The organism is Variovorax sp. GW821-FHT10B04 (assembly GCF_059415645.1).
Genome location: NZ_JBWKNQ010000001.1, coordinates 310,756 through 328,951, shown reverse-complemented (window position 1 = coordinate 328,951; position 18,196 = coordinate 310,756). Strand labels below are relative to the sequence as shown.

The 18,196-nt window shown below is 68.6% G+C and carries 18 protein-coding genes; 9 read left to right on the top strand and 9 right to left on the bottom strand.

Annotated features, from left to right (window positions below):
• Positions 1 to 3: 3 nt before the first annotated feature.
• Positions 4 to 822 carry an enoyl-CoA hydratase gene (locus AC07PZ_RS01595; RefSeq protein ID WP_495293245.1) on the bottom strand — a complete coding sequence of 273 codons (819 nt, stop codon included), beginning with the start codon at positions 820 to 822 and terminating at the stop codon, positions 4 to 6.
• Position 823: 1 nt separating this feature from the next.
• A complete protein-coding gene (locus tag AC07PZ_RS01590) occupies positions 824 to 2,014 on the bottom strand; it encodes a CaiB/BaiF CoA transferase family protein (RefSeq protein WP_495293244.1) in 1,191 nt (396 codons plus the stop codon).
• A gap of 140 nt (positions 2,015 to 2,154) precedes the next feature.
• Between AC07PZ_RS01590 and AC07PZ_RS01585 the strand changes: the two genes are divergently transcribed.
• The 5 genes from AC07PZ_RS01585 (at position 2,155) to AC07PZ_RS01565 (ending at position 7,159) form a co-directional block, all read left to right on the top strand.
• A complete protein-coding gene (locus AC07PZ_RS01585) occupies positions 2,155 to 2,910 on the top strand; it encodes a GntR family transcriptional regulator (RefSeq protein ID WP_495293243.1) in 756 nt (251 codons plus the stop codon).
• A complete protein-coding gene (locus AC07PZ_RS01580) occupies positions 2,868 to 3,839 on the top strand; it encodes a Bug family tripartite tricarboxylate transporter substrate binding protein (protein WP_495293242.1) in 972 nt (323 codons plus the stop codon). The genes AC07PZ_RS01585 and AC07PZ_RS01580 overlap by 43 nt, the downstream gene beginning before the upstream one ends.
• 69 nt (positions 3,840 to 3,908) lie before the next feature.
• On the top strand, positions 3,909 to 5,279 hold the full coding sequence (locus tag AC07PZ_RS01575; RefSeq protein WP_495293241.1) for an MmgE/PrpD family protein: 1,371 nt from the start codon (positions 3,909 to 3,911) through the stop codon (positions 5,277 to 5,279).
• Between the two features lie 13 nt (positions 5,280 to 5,292).
• Positions 5,293 to 6,138, top strand: coding sequence for an ABC transporter substrate-binding protein (locus AC07PZ_RS01570; RefSeq protein ID WP_495293240.1), 846 nt, complete (start codon positions 5,293 to 5,295; stop codon positions 6,136 to 6,138).
• Positions 6,139 to 6,193: 55 nt separating this feature from the next.
• Positions 6,194 to 7,159: an MBL fold metallo-hydrolase gene (locus AC07PZ_RS01565; protein WP_495293239.1), complete on the top strand. Its 966-nt coding sequence runs from the start codon at positions 6,194 to 6,196 to the stop codon at positions 7,157 to 7,159.
• Between the two features lie 16 nt (positions 7,160 to 7,175).
• On the opposite strand, the gene AC07PZ_RS01560 is transcribed toward AC07PZ_RS01565, so the two are convergent.
• On the bottom strand, positions 7,176 to 8,768 hold the full coding sequence (locus AC07PZ_RS01560; RefSeq protein ID WP_495293238.1) for an aldehyde dehydrogenase (NADP(+)): 1,593 nt from the start codon (positions 8,766 to 8,768) through the stop codon (positions 7,176 to 7,178).
• A gap of 184 nt (positions 8,769 to 8,952) precedes the next feature.
• Between AC07PZ_RS01560 and AC07PZ_RS01555 the strand changes: the two genes are divergently transcribed.
• Both AC07PZ_RS01555 and AC07PZ_RS01550 read left to right on the top strand, forming a co-directional pair.
• The gene (locus tag AC07PZ_RS01555; RefSeq protein ID WP_495293237.1) at positions 8,953 to 9,930 is read left to right on the top strand and encodes a Bug family tripartite tricarboxylate transporter substrate binding protein; all 978 of its coding nucleotides are present in this window, start codon (positions 8,953 to 8,955) and stop codon (positions 9,928 to 9,930) included.
• Between the two features lie 60 nt (positions 9,931 to 9,990).
• Entirely contained in the window at positions 9,991 to 11,652 is a 1,662-nt protein-coding gene (locus AC07PZ_RS01550) for a thiamine pyrophosphate-binding protein (protein ID WP_495293236.1), read from the top strand.
• Here the strand turns inward: AC07PZ_RS01550 and AC07PZ_RS01545 are convergent.
• The 4 genes from AC07PZ_RS01545 to AC07PZ_RS01530 all read right to left on the bottom strand — a co-directional run bounded on the left by AC07PZ_RS01545 (position 11,643) and on the right by AC07PZ_RS01530 (position 14,471).
• Positions 11,643 to 12,596, bottom strand: coding sequence for a LysR family transcriptional regulator (locus AC07PZ_RS01545; protein ID WP_495293235.1), 954 nt, complete (start codon positions 12,594 to 12,596; stop codon positions 11,643 to 11,645). The genes AC07PZ_RS01550 and AC07PZ_RS01545 overlap by 10 nt on opposite strands.
• A gap of 112 nt (positions 12,597 to 12,708) precedes the next feature.
• Positions 12,709 to 12,939: a hypothetical protein gene (locus AC07PZ_RS01540; RefSeq protein WP_495293234.1), complete on the bottom strand. Its 231-nt coding sequence runs from the start codon at positions 12,937 to 12,939 to the stop codon at positions 12,709 to 12,711.
• Positions 12,940 to 13,000: 61 nt separating this feature from the next.
• On the bottom strand, positions 13,001 to 13,507 hold the full coding sequence (locus AC07PZ_RS01535; RefSeq protein WP_495293233.1) for a hypothetical protein: 507 nt from the start codon (positions 13,505 to 13,507) through the stop codon (positions 13,001 to 13,003).
• 61 nt (positions 13,508 to 13,568) lie between these two features.
• On the bottom strand, positions 13,569 to 14,471 hold the full coding sequence (locus AC07PZ_RS01530; protein WP_495293232.1) for a LysR substrate-binding domain-containing protein: 903 nt from the start codon (positions 14,469 to 14,471) through the stop codon (positions 13,569 to 13,571).
• A 208-nt stretch (positions 14,472 to 14,679) separates the two neighbouring features.
• Here AC07PZ_RS01530 and AC07PZ_RS01525 point away from each other — a divergent pair, with 208 nt between their 5' ends.
• Positions 14,680 to 15,546, top strand: a complete 867-nt coding sequence (locus AC07PZ_RS01525; protein WP_495293231.1) for a fumarylacetoacetate hydrolase family protein — start codon at positions 14,680 to 14,682, stop codon at positions 15,544 to 15,546.
• Positions 15,547 to 15,600: 54 nt separating this feature from the next.
• Complete coding sequence (locus tag AC07PZ_RS01520) at positions 15,601 to 16,194, top strand: VOC family protein (RefSeq protein ID WP_495293230.1); 594 nt, start codon at positions 15,601 to 15,603, stop codon at positions 16,192 to 16,194.
• A 56-nt stretch (positions 16,195 to 16,250) separates the two neighbouring features.
• Here AC07PZ_RS01520 and AC07PZ_RS01515 read toward each other — a convergent pair whose 3' ends face one another.
• Together AC07PZ_RS01515 and AC07PZ_RS01510 are read right to left on the bottom strand one after the other, a co-directional pair.
• Positions 16,251 to 17,114 carry a dioxygenase family protein gene (locus AC07PZ_RS01515; RefSeq protein ID WP_495293229.1) on the bottom strand — a complete coding sequence of 288 codons (864 nt, stop codon included), beginning with the start codon at positions 17,112 to 17,114 and terminating at the stop codon, positions 16,251 to 16,253.
• 6 nt (positions 17,115 to 17,120) lie between these two features.
• Complete coding sequence (locus AC07PZ_RS01510; protein ID WP_495293228.1) at positions 17,121 to 18,188, bottom strand: maleylacetate reductase; 1,068 nt, start codon at positions 18,186 to 18,188, stop codon at positions 17,121 to 17,123.
• Positions 18,189 to 18,196 lie beyond the last annotated feature (8 nt).

The window sequence follows — 18,196 nt, the reverse complement described above, 5'->3', positions numbered from 1 at the left end:
GGGCTAGCGGCCCCGGAAGACCGGCTTGCGCTTCTCCATGAAGGCGGTCCGCCCCTCGGTGTAGTCGGCACTCTCGAAGCAGCCGCGGATCAGCGCGGTGCACAGCGCCAGGTCCAGTTCGGTCGACGGCTTGAGAATCTCGCGCGTGATCGCCTTGCCCGCCGCCACCGTGAGCGGTGCGTTCTCGGCCAGCGCGCCGGTGTACTCCGCGAGCAGCGCGTCGAGCCCCTCCGGCGCGCAGAAGCGCGAGATCAGGCCCAGCGACCGGGCCTCTTCGGCGCCGATGCGCCGCGCCGTGAAGAACAGGTCCTTCGCGGCGCCGGGGCCGATCAGGTCGACCAGGTTCTTCATCGCGGAATAGCGGTAGCCCAGGCCCAGCCGCGCCGCCGGAATGGCGAACACCGAGTCGCTCGCCGCGATGCGGATGTCGCAGCTGATGGCCACGTTCACGCCGCCGCCGATGCAGTAGCCGCGGATGCAGGCGAGCGTCGGCTTGGGGAAGTCGTGGATGCTCATCAGCGCGTCCTCGGCCATGGCCTCGTAGCGGGTGACGGCCTCCCTGGCGGCGCGCATGTCCTCGAACTGCGTGATGTCGGCACCCGACACGAAGGCCTTCTCGCCCGCGCCGGAAAACACGACCAGGCGCACGCGATCGTCGGTGGCGGCGGCGCGCAGCAGCGGGGGCACCGCCTCCCACATGTCGACCGACAGTGCGTTGTGGCGTGCAGGGTTGTTGAAGCGGATGTGCAGCGTGCTGGCATCGAGCCAGGTCTGCACGCGGTCGGTGCTGGATGCGTAGGCGGGTGGGGTGGGGTTGCTCATCTCAATAGACTCCGGTGGCTTTCATGCGGCCGAGATCATCCGGGCCGATGCCCAGTTCGCGCAGCACTTCCTCGGTGTGCTCGCCGCGCCGCGGCGCAGCGCGTGCGATGGTGCTGGGCGTGCGCTCCAGCTGCATCGGCTGGCCGACCAGCCGCTGCGGGCCGAGGCGCGCCGACACCACGTCCTTCACCATGCCCAGGTGCGCGATCTGCGGCTCGGCGAGCACCTCGCGCATGTCGCTGATGAGGCCGCAGGCCACGCCGCCTTCGTTGAACTGCGCGATCCAGTGGCTGCGGTCGTGCGCGGCCAGGCGTCGGTCGATCTCCGCGTTGAGCGCGTCGCGGTTGACGGAGCGCGACGGCTTGTCGTGGTAGCGCGGGTCGTCGATCCATTCGGGGGCGCTGAGGATGTGGCAGAAGCGTTCCCAGATCTTCGAGCCGAACACGGCGATGTTCAGGTAGCCGTCGCGGGCCTTGTAGACGCCGGTCGGGATGCTGGTCGGGTGGAAGTTGCCGGCCTGCGTGCCGACCTCGCCGTCGATCAGGTAGCGGGAGGTCTGGAAGTCCATCATGTAGACCATCGACTCGAGCAGCGAGGTGTGCAGGAACTGGCCGCGGCCGGACGTCTCGCGCTCCAGCAGCGCGACCAGGATGCCTTGCGCCGCGAAGATGCCGGCGCACAGGTCGGCGATCGGGATGCCCACGCGCACCGGCCCGTCGCCCGGCAGCCCGGTGACCGACATCAGCCCGCCCATGCCCTGGGCGATCTGGTCGAAGCCGGGGCGCCTGGCGAGCGGCCCGGTCTGGCCGAAGCCCGAGATGCTGGCGTAGACCAGGCCCGGGTTGTCCGCGCTCAGCGTCTCGTAGTCGATGCCGAGGCGGAACTTCACGTCGGGCCGGAAGTTCTCGACCACCACGTCCGCACCCGCGATGAGCCGCTTCAAGGTCTCGATGCCCTCGGGCTCCTTGAGATTGAGCGTGATCGAGCGCTTGTTGCGGTGCGTGTACTGGTAGTCGGAGCCGTCCTGGCCGCCGAGCGTGTCGTCGCCGCGCATGTGTTCGGGCATCTGCACCTGGATCACGTCGGCGCCCCAGTCGGCCAGCTGGCGGCAGGCCGTCGGGCCTGCGCGCACCTGGGTCAGATCGATCACGCGGAAGCGCGACAAGGCGGATGAAGCGGGAAGGTGAGGCATGGAGAAGGCACTGGAATGGTGGCGCCATTCTTCTTTCTCGTCATCCAAAGTGTCAACACTTTGATGATTCGGGTAAACACTTTGACGCCAAAATCGCGCCATCCGTATACGATATCCACGACCCTCACAGGATTCGAAAAATGATGCCTTGGCTTCGGGACACGGGTGCTGATCAGCTCGGAACGCTGCGCGATGTGCCGCTGGCGAAGGTGGTGCACGACGACATGCTGGGCATGATCCTGCGTGGTGAACTGGTGCCGGGCCAGCGCATCAACGAGCCGGACATGGCGTCGCGCATGGGCATCTCGCGGGTGCCGGTGCGCGAGGCGCTGCGCACGCTCGAGAGCACCGGCCTCGTCGTCGCGCGCAAGCATGCGGGGGTGTTCGTCCACCAGCCCGATGCACGGGAGATCGGCGAGCTCTACGAGATGCGCGGGATGCTCGACAGCTTCACCGGACGCCGTGCCGCGCGGCTGGCGGCGCAGCCCCGCACGGCGCTCGCGGACCTGCTGGACGAATCCATCGCACAGATGACCGACGCCTTCGCCGGGCACGACGTGCAGCGCTACTACCGCGAGAACCTGCGCTTCCACTGGGCGATCGTGCAGGCGGCAGCGAACCAGACGATGGCCGATGCCTACCGCGGCGTGGTGCAAAAGCTCCATCTGTCGCGCCTGAAGAACCTGTCGCAGGACACCGGCATGCGCACCTCGATCGCCGAGCACGGAAAGATCGCCCGCGCGCTGCGCAAGGGCGACGTCGCCCGGTGCGAACACCTGATGGCACGCCACGTGAGCGATGCCTACGACCGTCTGCAGAGCTTCGAGACAAAAAGCCAACCAGGAGACAGTCCATGCAACGCCGTACCTTCGCGCTCGCGCTCCCCGTCGCCATGATGGGGGTCCACAAACTCACCCGCGCACAAACCTATCCGAGCAAGACCATCCGCTACATCGTGCCCGTTGCCGCTGGCGGCGGGAGCGACATGGTGGGCCGCACCGTCACCGAACGCTGGGGCAAGCTGCTCAACCAGACCATCGTGGTCGACAACCAGGGCGGCGGCGGTGGCGTGATCGCCTCGCAGAACACGGCCCGCGCGCCGGCCGACGGGTACACGCTGATGCAGGGCTACGTCGCCACGCACGGCACCAGCCCGGCCACGCGCAAGCTGCCCTACGACCCGATCAAGGACTTCACGCCGATCGGCATGATCGGCGGCACGCCCAATGTGCTCGTGGTGAACGCCGACGTGCCGGCCAGGGACTTCGCGCAGTTCCTCGCCTATGTGCGCGGCAATCCCGGCAAGCTCAGCTACGGCTCGGCGGGGCCGGGCTCGCTCACGCACCTGACCATGGAACTGTTCAAGCAGCAGGTGGACGTGCAGATGACGCATGTGCCATACCGCGGCATCGCGCCGGCGTTCACCGACCTCATGGGCGGCCAGACGCAGGCGATGTTCCCCGGCCTGGCCGCGGCCGTGCCGCACATCAAGTCGGGCCGCGCCCGTCCGCTGGCCGTGACCGGCAAGGTGCGCCATCCGCAGCTCAAGGACACGCCGACGCTCGAGGAACTGGGCCTCACCGGTTTCGACGCCATGCAGTGGTACGGCGTGGTCGGGCCGGCGGGCATGCCGGCGGACGTGGTGCAGCAGCTGAACGACACGCTCAACACGGTGCTCAAGGCGCCGGACCTCAGCGACAAGCTGTCGGTCGAGGCCGTGGAGCCGATGCCCATGACCGCCACGCAGTTCGGCGACTACATGCGCGCGGACATCGCGCGCTGGACCCAGCTGGCGCGCGACCGCAAGATCGCGCTCGACGCCTGAGGCCGGGCGCGTCGGCGTTCTTCCACTTGCTCCTTCTCCTTCCTCAACCATCCGTCACGACACCTTTCCATGGCTCGCAACACCCAGGTTCCCGCAGATCACAACGCACCGCCCATCACCCGCATCCTCGCCGAGTACGTCGCGGGCCATCCCTCGCGCGGCTGGAGCGATGCGGTCGACCACGAAGCCCATCGCACCTTCCTGAACTGGCTCGGCTGCGCGGTGGGCGCGGCGCGGCACGAGGCGGCCGATGCCGCACTGGCCGCCGTCCAGTTCCTGCAGCCGGCGCCGCAGGCAACGATCCTCGGGCGTCCTGAAAAGGTCGACGTGGCGAGCGCCGCGCTGCTCAACGGCATCACCTCGCACACCTTCGACTTCGACGATACGCACCTGAAGACCATCATCCATCCGGCCGGCCCGGTGGCCTCGGCGGTGCTGGCCCTGGCCGAGCACACCGGTGCCAGCGGCCGGGCACTGCTCGACGCGCTGGTGCTGGGCATCGACGTCGCCTGCCGGCTGGGCAACACCGTGTACCCCGAGCACTACGACCGTGGCTGGCACATCACCGGCACGACCGGCATGTTCGGCGCGGCCGCAGGCTGCGCGCGCCTGCTGGGCCTGGACGCCGACCGCACGGCGATGGCGCTCGGCATCGCTGCCTCGCAGCCGGTCGGGCTGCGCGAGCAGTTCGGCACCATGACCAAGCCCTTCCATCCGGGCGGTGCGGCACGTGCCGGCCTGATGGCGGCGCTGATGGCGCGGCACGGCTTCACGGCCAGCCCGCGTGCGATCGAGGCGCCGCGCGGCTGGGCGCAGGTGGTGTCGACCAGGTACGCCTGGCACGAGGTCACCGACCAGCTGGGCGAACGCTTCGAGATCTCCTTCAACAGCTACAAGCCCTTCGCCTGCGGCATCGTGATCCACCCGAGCATCGATGCCTGCGTCCAGCTGCGTGAGCGTGGCGTGCTGGCCGAGCAGGTGGAGCGCATCGAACTCAAGGTGCATTCGCTGGTGCTCGAACTCACCGGAAAGAAAGAGCCGGCCGACGGCCTGCAGGGCAAGTTCAGCGTCTATCACGGCTGCGCTGCCGGGCTGCTCTTCGGCCGCGCGGCCGAGGAGGAGTTCGACGATGCGATCGTCAACCGGCCCGACGTGGTCGCGCTGCGGCGCAAGGTCGTCGCGACGGTGGACGATGGCATCGACGAGGCCAGCGCCGACGTGACGGCGGTGCTCGTCGACGGCCGGCGCGAGCACGTGTTCGTCGAACACGCGATCGGCTCGCTGCAGCGGCCGATGAGCGACGCCGACCTCGAACGCAAGTTCCACGGCCTGTCGGACGCCATCCTGGGAACGCAGAAGACGAGCGCGCTGCTCGCGGCCTGCTGGGGCCTGGGCGGCGCCGCCAGCGTCGAATCCGTCACAGCCCTCGGCCGTCCTTGAAAGAACACATCCCATGCAAGACCTCGATCCGGCCCACGACAGCGGCGCCCGCCGGTCGGCGCTGACACGCCGCGCCTTCTCCGTCTGCCTGGCTGGCGGATTCGCCCTGGCCGGTTGCGCGACAGCGCCGCCCGGTGCCCGCGCCGCAACGGACGAACTCGCCTCGACCGGCAAGCTGCGCGCCGCCATCAATCTTGGCAATCCCATCCTGGCTTCGCGCAATGCCGCGGGCGAGCCCCAGGGCGTCTCGGTAGACCTGGTGCGCGAAGCCGCGCGCCGCCTCGGCGTGCCGCTCGAACTCGTGGCCTTCAATTCCGCAGGGTCGGTCGTGGAGGCCGTCAAGGCGCGCCAGGTCGACCTGGCATTCGTGGCGATCGATCCGGTGCGTGCCGCCGACGTGGACTACACCGCGCCCTACGTGATCATCGAAGGCGCCTACCTCGTGCGCAACGCGTCGCCGCTGCAGCGCAACGAGGACGTGGACCGGGCGGGAACGCGTGTCGTCGTCGGCCGTGGCAGCGCCTACGACCTGTTCCTCACGCGCGAGATCAAGGCGGCCACGCTGGTGCGGGCGCCCACGTCGCCGGCGGTGACCGACATGTTCCTCGCCCAGAACCTCGACGTCGCGGCTGGCGTGCGGCAGCAGCTGGAAGCCGATGCCCTGCGCGTCGGCGGCGTGCGCATGCTGCCCGGCCGCTTCATGGTCATCGAGCAGGCGATGGGCGTGCCCAAGGGCCGCAAGGCCGCGCAGGCCTGGCTCAGCGGCTACATCGAGGAGATGAAGGCGTCGGGCTTCGTGGCGCAGGCATTGAAGCGGCATGGCATCGAAGGCGCGGCCGTGGCGCCTGCGCGCACCTGAACGCCCGGCCTGCGCCGAGGCCATTCCTTCCACCACAACCCCGAAGAGGAGTCCGATGAAACGCTCGACATTGCTCGCGGCCCTGGCCGTTGCATCCGCTGTCCTGGCAACGCCCGCCATCGCCCAGGACGTGAGGGTGACGCCGCTCGGCGGCATCGACGGCGAGTTCTGCCCGCAGGACCGCGCGCTGGTCTTCGAAGACCCGAACGGCACGCGAATCCTCTATGACCCGGGCCGTACGGTGGCGGGCGCCGACGATCCGCGGCTCGGCCGCATCGACATCATCCTGGTGAGCCACATGCACGGCGATCACGTCGGCAACATGCACAACAAGGCGCCCAACTCGGGCAGTTGCGAAAGCCCCGACATGTCAGTGTCGGCGCTGCCGAACACCAGCGCGGTGGAGATCGCGCTCGCGAAGAAGTCGAAGATCGTCACCGGCAGCGAGATGCCGCCGTTCTTCGCGGCCAAGCTCAAGGCGAACGGCGGCAACCCGGCCGATTCGATCCTGGCGCGCTTCGGCGGCAGCGTCACGCTGGGCGGGGTGCGCATCGCCACAGTGATGGCGCTGCACAGCAACGGCGTGGACCCCGACTTCATCGGCGGCGACCTCGGCAATGCCATGAAGGCCGCCGGCATCGCCGGGGACGTCGGCATGCCGACGGGCTACGTGCTGCGATTCAGCAACGGCCTGGTGGCCTACCTGTCCGGCGACACGGGCATCGTGGCGGACCAGGAGCGTGTGGTGCGCGACTACTACAAGGCGCGGCTGGCCGTGATGAACATGGGCGACGGCTTCACGACCGGGCCTGCCGAGTCGGCCTATGTGATCAACGAGCTGGTCAAGCCGGCGTCGGTGATCGCGTCCCATGCCAACGAGGTCGGCACGGTGGGCGGCAAGGTGCGTCCCGGCAGCAAGACGGAGGCCTTCGTGAAGGCGTCGAAAGTCCCGGTGCACATCCCGCTGTCGGGCGTGACGATGGCGTTCGACGCGTCGGGCCGGTGCACGTCGGGCTGCTGAGCGCCGACGGCCGGGGCTAAGCCGCCGCGAGCGTGCCGTCGACCACCCGCCACAGGCCCAGCGGATTGCGTTCCTGGAGCGCCTCGGGACGCAGGGTGTCCGGCAGGTCCTGGTAGCACACCGGGCGCAGGAAGCGGTCGATGGCGGTCGCCCCCACGGAGGTGTACATCGCGTTCGAGGTCGACGGAAAGGGGCCGCCGTGCACCATGGCGTGGCTCACTTCGACGCCCGTGGGAAAGCCGTTGGCGAGGATCCGGCCCGCCTTGCGTTCCAGCACCGGCAGCAGGCGCTTCGCGTCGGCGTGATCGGCCGCGTCCAGTTGCAGCGTCACCGTCAGCTGGCCCTCCAGGTGCTCGGCGACCTGCAGCATCTCGTCGAGGTCCTTCGCCCGCACGATCACCGAGGCCGGACCGAAGACCTCGGCCTCCAGTGTCTTGTCGGACAGCAGGCGCTGCGCATCAGTCGCGTACAGCACCGGCTGCGCCGTGTTCGGCTGCCCGGATGCCGGCGCGCCCTGCGCCACGCGCTCGACGCCTTCGACGGCGCCGATCTTCTCGGTGCCCGCACGGTAGGCCGCATGGATGCCCGGCGTGAGCATCGTCTGCGCCGTCTTGGCCGCGAGGGCGGCGTGTGTGGCCGCGACGAAGCGCTCCAGGTCCGGGCCGGCCAGCGCCACCAACAGTCCCGGGTTGGTGCAGAACTGGCCCGCGCCCAGCGTCAGGGAGTCGGCGAAGTCCCGGCCGATCGCTTCGGCCCGGTTCGCCAGTGCCGCCGGCAGGAGAAACACCGGATTGATGCTGCTCATCTCGGCGTAGACCGGGATCGGTTCGGCGCGGGCCTGGGCGATGCGCACCAGCGCCAGGCCGCCCTGGCGCGAGCCGGTGAATCCCACCGCCTTGATCGCCGGATGGCTCACCAGCGCTGCGCCCATGTCGTTGCCCGCGCCGATCAGCAGCGAGAAAACGCCTTCGGGCAATGACTGGTCGCGGACGGCCCGCTGGATGGCCCGGCCGACCAGCTCCGACGTGCCCAGGTGCGAGTTGTGCGCCTTGACGATCACCGGCGCACCGGCTGCCAGCGCGGAGGCGGTGTCGCCGCCCGCGACGGAAAAGGCCAGCGGGAAGTTGCTCGCGCCGAAGACGGCCACCGGGCCGAGCGGGATCTTCGCCAGGCGCAGGTCCGGCCGCGGCGACGGCTGCCGCGCGGGCTGGGCCGGGTCGATGGTGGCGCCGAGGAAGCGGCCGTCGCGCACGACCTTCGCGAACAGCCGCAGCTGGCCGACCGTGCGGCCGCGCTCGCCCTGCAGCCGTGCAAGGGGCAGGCCCGACTCGGCATGCGCGCGCTCGATGAGCGCATCGCCGAGCGCCAGGATGTTGTCGGCGATGGCTTCGAGCAGTGCGGCGCGCCGGGCCAGCGGCAGGCTGCGGTAGACGTCGAAGGCGTCGGTCGCCAGGCGTGCCGCACGCTCGACCTCCGCCGGGCCGCCGAAGCCGAAGGAGGGTTCGGCGATCTCCGAATCGGTGGCGGGATCGAAGGCACGCTGGCTGCCCAGCGTGCCGCGGACAGCGGCGGCGCCGATCAGCATGTCGCCGGTGAGTGAGGTGGTCATGGGGTCTCCAGGTCGGGATGCGGATGCACGCGGGATGCGTGCGATCGCATGGGGCGGCCGATGTGACCACGCGGCGCGGCGGCCGGGCTTGCTCTTTCGGAAAATCAGCTGTGCAGGAAGCGCACGGCGAAAAGCGCTCCACCGCCGCAATACTCCCGGCCATCAAACAAGCAAGGAGACACGGATGCGCTGGAGCAATCTCAAGAACCGATTCCAGGTGGCCATGGCGGCGACCGTCATGTGCGCTGCGGGGCTGGCCCACGCCTGGCCCGACAAGCCGGTGACGCTCATCGTGCCCTGGCCCGCGGGCGGCCCGTCGGACATCGCGGCGCGTCCGCTGTCGAAGGGCCTGTCCGAAGCGCTGGGCCAGCCTGTCGTCATCGACAACCGCGCCGGTGCCGGCGGCAACATCGGCGCGAACATGGTCGCCAAGGCCAAGCCCGATGGCTACACGCTCATGGTCACGGCCAGCGGCCCGCTGGTGATCAACCAGCACATCTATTCGCAGATGCCCTTCGATCCGCAGAAGGACCTGAAGCCGGTGACCAACCTGCTGCTCGTGCCGCAGGTGCTGGTCGTGCATCCGTCGCTGCCGGTGAACAACCTGAAGGAGCTGATGGCCTACATCAAGGCGAAGAACGGCGACTTCCAGTGGGCCTCGGCGGGCAACGGGACGACCCAGCACATGACTGGCGAGATGTTCAAGAGCGTGACCAGGCTCCAGATGGACCACATCCCCTACAAGGGCTCGGCCCCGGCCATTACCGACCTCGTCGGCGGCCATGTGCCGATGCTGATCGACAGCACCATCGCGATCGTCCCGATGATCAAGGCGGGCAAGGCCAAGGCCATCGCGGTCTCGGGCAAGAAGCGTGCGCTGCAATTGCCGAACGTGCCGACCTTCGACGAGTCGGGGCTGCCCGGATTCGAGTCGTATGCGTGGTATGGCCTGTTCGCGCCGGCCAGGACGCCGCAACCCGTGATCGATCAGCTCGACAAGGCCGCCGTGGCCTACATGAAGACGGCCGAGTTCAAGTCGGTCCTGGAAGAGACGGGTTCCGAATTCGTCGGCTCCGATCCCGAGACCTTCACCCGTTTCGTCGAGGACGAGGCCGCGCGCTGGAAGAAGGTCGCCAGCGGAATGTCGCTGAAGCTCGACTGAGACGCCCGTCCATCCACAGCAAGACCCAAGCCGTATTTCCCCTCCCGGACATCAAGAGAAATGACAGAAAAAACCCTGCGAAACGGCGGCCAGATCCTCGTGGAGGCGCTGTTGCGCAACGCGGTCGACACCGTGTATTGCGTGCCCGGCGAAAGCTACCTGCCCGTGCTGGACGCGTTGCAGGGCAGGACCGACATCCGCACCATCGTCACGCGGCACGAGGGCGCGGCCTCCAACATGGCCGACGCCTACGGCAAGCTCAAGGGCCGGCCGGGCATCGCCTTCGTCACGCGCGGACCGGGCGCGACGCATGCGGCCAACGGCGTGCACACCGCCTGCCAGGACTCCACGCCGATGATCCTGTTCGTCGGCCAGGTGGCGACCGACACGATGGAGCGCGAAGGCTTCCAGGAGGTGGACTACCGGCGCGTCTTCGGCGGCCTCGCCAAGTGGGCGACCGAGATCGATTCGATCGAGCGCATTCCCGAGGTCGTCAGCCATGCCTTCGCCTGCGCGATGTCCGGCCGCAAGGGCCCGGTGGTGGTGGCGCTCCCCGAGGACGTGCTGTTCGGCATGGCCGACGTGGTCGATGCGCCGCCGGTTCGTGTCGCCGAGGCGGCGCCCGACGATGGCGCGCTGCCGGAACTCGTTCAGATGCTGCAGTCGGCACAGAAGCCGCTCGTGATCGTCGGGGGTACGGGCTGGACCGAGGCGGCACAGGACGACCTGAAGCGCTTCGTCTCGCACTTCAACCTGCCGGTGGCCGCGTCGTTTCGCCGCCAGGACGTGCTCGACAACCGCGACCCGCACTACGTCGGCCAGCTGGGCCTCGGCGTGTCGCCGGCGCTGGCCGAGAGCCTGCGCCAGTCGGACCTGTTGATCGTCCTGGGCAGCAGGCTGTCGGAGGTCAGCTCGGGTGGCTATGCACTGGTGACGAGCCCGCGCCCGAAGCAGCGCATGGTCCACGTGCATGCCGACCCGTCGGAGCTGGGCCGTGTGTACCAGGCCGACCTTCCGATCAATGCCGCCGTGGCGCCGATGGCGCGCCGGCTCGCCGCGCTGGCCGCACCCGCTGGCTGTGAATGGAGCGGATGGACCGCCGAAGCCCGCGCGGCCCATGTGCGCCACAGCACGCCGGTCGGCCGCTCGGAAGGGCAGCAGGGCGTCGAGATGTCGGGCGTGGTGGCCCATCTCAACGAGGTGCTGCCGGACGACGCGATCATCACCAACGGTGCCGGCAACTACACCGTGTGGGTTCATCGCTTCTACAAGTACCGCAAGCTGGCCACCGAGCTGGCGCCGACCAATGGTGCGATGGGCTACGGCCTGCCCGCGGCCGTGGCGGCCAAGCTCGCGCATCCGGAGCGAACCGTGGTCTGCTTCGCGGGCGACGGCTGCTTCATGATGTACCCGCAGGAGCTCGCCACGGCGATGCAGTTCGGTGCCGCCGTCATCGTGCTCGTGGTCAACAACGGCATGCTCGGCACGATCCGTATGCATCAGGAGCGCGAGTACCCGGGCCGGGTGTCGGGCACCGATCTGCTGAACCCGGACTTCGTGACCTTCGCACACGCGTTCGGCGCGCATGCCGAGCGGGTGCGCAGCGATGCCGAATTTCCCGCGGCGTTCGAGCGCGCGAAGGCGTCGGGCAAGGCCGCCGTGATCGAGCTGTGCACCGACCCGCTGCAGATCGGTCCGCAGACGCGGCTGGCTCAGCGCTGAGGCGCTTCGGACGGCGGCTGTGCAGGCCGCGCGCCGGGCCATGCGTCGGTCTGGACGAGCTGCAGCGCCACCGTGCGGATCAGCTCGTTCAGTACCCACAGGTCGGCGGTGGGCGTGTGCGTCTTCCCGAGCACCAGCGCGATGCAACGCTCCGAGTCCTCGCCTTCGAGCGGGAACGCGCGCAACCGGCCCGCGGCGAGTTCCGTTTGCGCCGCGGCCAGCGGGAGCACCGTGCAGCCGCATCGCCGGGTGACGAGGTCGACCGTGATGGCGATCGAGCTGTCGCTCTCGAGCACGATGTGCGGGCTGAAGCCGCGCCGTGCCGCCATGGCCTGCACCAGCACCCGCAGGCCGTGGTGGGTTCTCGGAAGCACGAGCGGAATGCCGGCGAGGCCGAGCTCGCTCAACTGCTCGGCCGTCACCTGACTGTCGGTCGGCGTGAGCAGGTAAAGCTTTTCGAACAGCAGGGGTTCGTAGGCGAGGCTGCCCGGGTATTCCGGCTTGTAGAGGATCGCGATGTCGATGTCGCCGGACTGCAGTTCGCCGAGCAGCTTGTCGGCCAGGCCTTCGGTGAAATGGATCTGCGTTTCGGGGTAGCGGGCACGGATCGCATGGAACAGCGCACCGAACAGCACCTTCGCGATGGTTGGTTGCGCCGCGATGCGCACGCGCGCAGGCCCTTGCTGGTTCGTGGTGCGCATCGCGATGCGCGCGGCGTCGATCAGCGTGCCGACCTGGCGCGCGTAGCTGATCAGCACCTCGCCCTGCGAGGTCAGTTCGACGCCGCGTCCGCTGCGACTGAACAGGCGCGCGCCGACGGACTTCTCGAGCTGGCTGATGCGCCGACTGATGGTCGACGCGTCGCATCCGCCTTTCACCGCCGCCGCGGAGATGCTGCCGGCGTCGGCCACGAGGGCGAAGAAATCAAGGTCGTCTGAATTCATGGGCTGCCATGGTGGGCGCGGAGTTGCCCGGCATCGTACAAGGGCACGCGGCGCTCACGAGCGAGGCCGCGGCAGGCCCGTTCAGGCCAGTTTTACAGGTTGGCGGCCGGCATCAGCCTTCCCAGAACCTCCACCAGGGGCGTTGGTCTCGCAGCCGGGTCGGACGCGTATCCAGGTCATCCGGGGCCACCGGTGTGAGCGAGGTGCCGCCACGGCGGCGGAATTCGGTTTCCAAGGCGTGCGCGACCCCGCGCGCGGCCTTCTCGCCACGCAGCGCCCGCTGGCGCCAGTCCTTCGCGTAGAGAGCGAGTTCCTCATCGCTCAACTCATTGATCGTTGTCATGCGGGGATTGTGCAAGCGCCGCGCGGTGTCCCTGTAAGCGGACGTTGAAGTGGGAGGAGCCCTATGCCGAGCCGACCGAGGATCCCGCTCGAAGCAGGTTGGCATCCGAGGCGGATGGCGTCGCCGACGCCATCTGAGGAAAGACGAGCCTGCGGGTGCAGATCAGGAGCAGCATCAGGTCGACGCCGACGCGGCAGACCTCATAGGCTTCCAGCACGCCACGCAGGCCGACCGTGGCGGTCGTGACGGGAATGCCGACGGCAGTCATCAGCAGCGCATGGAACACATCTTGCCGCAGCGCCGGCGACACCTTCAGCACCTCCGTCGCGAAGGGCACTGCGCCGAACGTCAGAACGACGCCACCGGCACCACCCAATGCCGTGGACAGAAGCACGCCGCACTTGATGAGGGCGGGCCGTTCAGCCAGGTGCTCCTGGCTCGAGCGCCTCTGCGACACCCGTTGCGTGAGCGCGCGGCCCAGCCCGAAGTCGAACAGGCTGAAATAGCCCATCAGTGCCCAGACGAGTGTCAGGACGCCGAAGAGCTCGACACCGAGTTGAGCCAGCAAATGGAATTTGCAGTTCTTTATCGCGGCCATTTGCGCTGACGGCCCACCCGGCGCCGCGTCGTCACGCGGGAGTGTCGATCTGCTGATGACGATCCAGGTAGTCGAGCAGCGCTCGCACCGCGGGCATCATTCCCTTGCGGCTGGTGAAGGCCGCCTGCACATGGCCGGGCGGCGACGCCCAACCCGGCAGCGCGAGTTCCAGGCGCCCCGTGCGCAGGTCGTCATGGCAGATCTTGCGTGGCAGCAAGGCCAGGCCGAGGCCGTTGGCTGCGGCTTCCTTCAGCGCGAACATGTCGTCGGTGACCAGCCGGGGTTCGGGGCGCACTTCGACCATGCGCTGCCCGTCGGTCAGGTGCCAGCTCGCCCGTTCGCCGCTCATGGGCAGCGACAGCGTCGGCCAGCGGGCCACGTCCTCGGGCGTGGCGGGGCGGCCCGTTGCGGCCAGGCAGGCGGGGCTGGCCACCAGCACGTCGACCGACTCGCCAAGCTTGCGCACGATCTGGTCGGAGTCTTCCAGCGGCGGCCTGCGCACGCGCAGCACCATGTCCAGGCGTTCCTGTACCGGGTCGATGCGCCGGTTCGAAATGACCACCTGCAGGCGAACTTTCGGGTGCAGCTTCATGAAGCCGGGGATCAGCGGCGTGAGCCACACCTGCGCCAGTGTCATCGGGCAGCTGATGCGCACTTCGCCGGTGGGCTCGCCAGAGGCCTGCATCACGCCGTCGTCGGCCGCCTGCGCCAGTTCCACCAGTGCGCGGCATTGCGCGAAGTAGCCCTGGCCGGCAGTGGTGAGGGTGACGCGGCGCGACGAGCGCTGCAGCAGGCGCACGCCCAGCCGGCTCTCCAGCGCCGCGATGCGCCGGCTCAGCCGCGACTTCGGAATGCCGAGCTGGCGGCCGGCTTCGCTGAAGCCGCCGTACTCCACCACCTTCGCGAAATAGACCAGGTCGTTGATGTCGTGCATGTCGCAAATGTCCCCAATGTGCAGGCCCAGCCGGGGCGTTGTCCGTTCCTCCGGTGGAACGAGCCGTTCCGGCGGACCCGCTAGATCCAGCAGATCGCCCGTCGGATGATGGCCGCTCTTGTATATCGGAATGCCCCATGGAAGTCCTTCCTATCTCGGCCCGTGCGGCCATCGCCGGGCTGTTCGCCGGCGCATCGGCGGTGGTCGCATGAAGATCGCCTCTTTCACCTTCGAGTCGCACGACGGCTTCGGCCTCGTGCACGGCGATGAAGTGCTCGACGTCAGCGGGCTGGAAGACGGTCCGCGTGACCTGCTGGGCATGCTCAACATGGAAGCCGTCGGGTGGGAATGGCTGGCGCGTGTCGGGCCGAAGGCACGGCGGTTGGCACTGGGCAGCGTGCGCCTGCGTGCGCCGGTGCCGGCGCCGCGCAAGTTCCTGGGCCTGGGTGGCAACTACGCTTCGCACCTGGAAGAAGCCCGCAGGATCAACCTGGTCCGGGCGCCCGGCCAGGCCTGGTTCAACAAGCAGGTGACCTGCGTCACCGGCCCGCACGATCCGGTGCACCTGCCAGCTGTGTCCGGCGAATTCGACTACGAGGGCGAGCTGGGCGTGGTCATCGGGCGCCGGTGCCGCCATGTGACGCATGAGAACGCGATGGACATGGTGGCCGGCTTCGTCGTGGTGAACGACCTGAGCGTGCGCGACTGGCAGATGCGCGCGCCGACCCACATGCTGGGCAAGTCCTTCGACACGCACGGCCCGTTCGGTCCGTGGATGGTGACGCGCGACGAGCTGCCCGACCCGCATCGCCTGCGCTTGCGGACCTGGGTCAATGGCGAGCTGCGGCAGGACGGCAACACCGCCGAGATGACCCACCGCGTCGAAGACATGCTGGTCGAGCTGACCACCGCCTTCACGCTGGAGCCCGGCGACGTGCTGACCACCGGCAGCCCCGCGGGCGTGGGAGGGCTCATGGACCCGCCGACCTACCTGCGCGTGGGCGACGTCGTGCGTATCGAGATCGAAGGCATCGGCGCCATCGAGAACACGGTGATCGCCGAGCCGCTGCCCTGAGGCTTCGCGGCTGCGCGCGCCATTCCCCAAGAACACAAGAGAGACAAGAACACCATGACCTCGCGAACGCTTCCGGACGCCGGTGCGGAACCCATCCGGCCGTCCAAGCTGGCCCACGTCGTTTTGCGCGTGAGCGATCTGCCACGTTCGCGCGCCTGGTACCTCGAACTGCTGCAAGCCTGGCCGGCCTTCGAGAACGAGATGCTGTGCTTCATGACATACGACGACGAGCACCACCGCATCGGACTGGTCGCCCGCCCGGGTCTGGGCGTGGCCAGCGACGCGCTGGCCGGGCTCGAGCACATCGCCTTCACCTTCGCCACGCTGGAGCGCTTGCTCGCCACATTCCGCCGGCTGAAGACGGCGGGCGTCACGCCGTACTGGAGCATCAACCACGGACCCACCGTCTCGCTCTACTACAAGGACCCGGACGGCAATCGCGTCGAGCTGCAGTACGACGTGTTCGACCGCCCCGCAGACCTGGATGCCTTCTTCGGCGGAGGCGCCTATGTGCGCAACTTCATGGGCATCCGCTTCGATCCCGAAGAGCTGATCCGCCGCTATGAATCCGGCGAGCCGCTGGAGAGCCTCACGGCGCGGCCCGAGCTGCCCGATGGCAAGACTCCGTGGGACATGCTGGTGAACTGAGTCGGAGCCATCGTCCCGCTCGACCTCTCGAGCCTCGCCGCACCCCCGTGGCAATCTCAGGCCCGCGCATGTCCCAGCACGAAGTCGCGTCGCAGCACGGGCATCGGCGTTTCCACCGAGGCACCGTACGGCGTCGTGCCCGGCGCTGCGGTGCCGAGCTTTTCGATCAACGAGTCCTTCACCCCGAACACGACATCCGAGTCGAGGTAGTCGCTGCCCGCCAGGAACAGATGCGTCACCAGCGTCTCGTGTCCGGGTGCGGCGACCATGAAGTGCACGTGCGCCGGACGGAAGGGGTGGCGGCCTTGCATCTCCAGCATCTGCCCGACCGGTCCGTCATCGGGAATCGGATACGCGGCGGGTACCGCGCCGATCACCCAGAAGTGTCCGTGGGCGTCGGTGCGGACCCTCGCGCGACCACTCAGCTTCACGCCGTCTTTCTGCACGTCGTAGAAGCCAGCGTCGTCCGCGTGCCAGATGTCCACGCTCGCGTTCGCCAATGCTGAGCCATCGACGCTGCTCACGGACCCCTCGATCAGCAGTGCCGGCCCTTCGTTCGGCTCGGCGATGCGCGTGCCTCGCGCCACCTCCGGCGCGTGCTGCACGTAGAACGGGCCCAGCACCGTCGTTTCGGTCGCAGTGCCCGGAAGGCGATGGTTGATCGCATCGACGAGCATCGAGACACCCAGCGCATCGGACAGCAGGATGAACTCCTGGCGCGTGGAACTGCACATCTGGCCGGTGCGTGTGAGGAAATCGATGGCCTGCTCCCATTCGGCCTGGGTGGGCTCGATCTCCCGGACGAAGTCATGCAGATGGCGGACCAGCGAAGCGCTGATCTCCTTCATTCGGGGCGACGGGCTGTCTGCAAGCCGCTCGATCACTGCCTCAGTGATGTTCTTTTCATCGAAGTTGCGCATGGTGTCTCAATCAGGTGCCGGGGCTGCGCCTTCGAAGGCGCGCCGCAGCAGGTTGCGGAGTGGCGCTTCCTCCATCGGTCTCGGGTTCCAGTAGCTGTCGCTGAGGACCAGATCCAGCGCACGTTTCAGCCCCTCTTCAGGCATCCCGATGTCGCGGAGCGAAGAGGGGAGACCGAGCATACCGAGCATTTCGTGCACCTGGGTCCATGGCGCCTTGCCGCCACCGAGCGCGCGACCCAGCCGGGCCATCGCTTCGGGTGCGGCCGATGCGTTGTAGGCGATCGCATGCGGCAGCACGACCGCGTGTGTCTGCGCGTGCGGCAGGTCGAAGCTTCCGCCCAGCACGTGGCAGAGCTTGTGATGCAGCGCCATGCCGACCGCGCCGAGGCAGGTTCCGCACAGCCACGCGCCGTATTGGGCGTCGGAGCGCGCATCGGTGTTGCCCGGACTCTCCACGATCGCCGGCAGGCTGCGCACCAGGGCGGCGATGCCTTCTTCGGCCATCAACGAAACGATCGGATTGGCATCGCGGGCATACAGGGACTCGACCGCATGCGCGATGGCGTTCAGACCACTGCTGGCCGACATCGCCGGAGGCAGCGACAGCGTCTGGTCGACGTCGTAGATGACGACCTGCGGAAGCAGCGACGGCGAGCGCCTCGTCTTCTTCACGCCGTCGGCGGTTTCACCCAGGATCGGCGTGACCTCGGAACCGGCATAAGTGGTCGGGATCGCGATCTGCGGCAGGCCGGTGCGCAGCGCGAGCGCTTTGGACAGACCGATGGCGGACCCGCCGCCAAGCGCCACCAGGGCGTCGCATTGCCGCTCCCGGAGTACGACGAGCGCCGCCGCGGTGACGCCCGTGGGTGTGTGCATGGCCGCGCCGTCGAAAACGGCACCGGCCGAAGGGCCGAGCTGCTCGACCAGCGTGGCAGTCACCGACCGCTGGCTTGGTGTGGAGATGATCAGCGCGCGCTTCGCGCCGAGACGCTCGATTTCCGCGCCCAGTTCGCTCAGCCGGCCGGCGCCGAACAGGATGCGCGCCGGATTGGCGTGGTAGGTGAAGGGCCGCACGCCGTCTC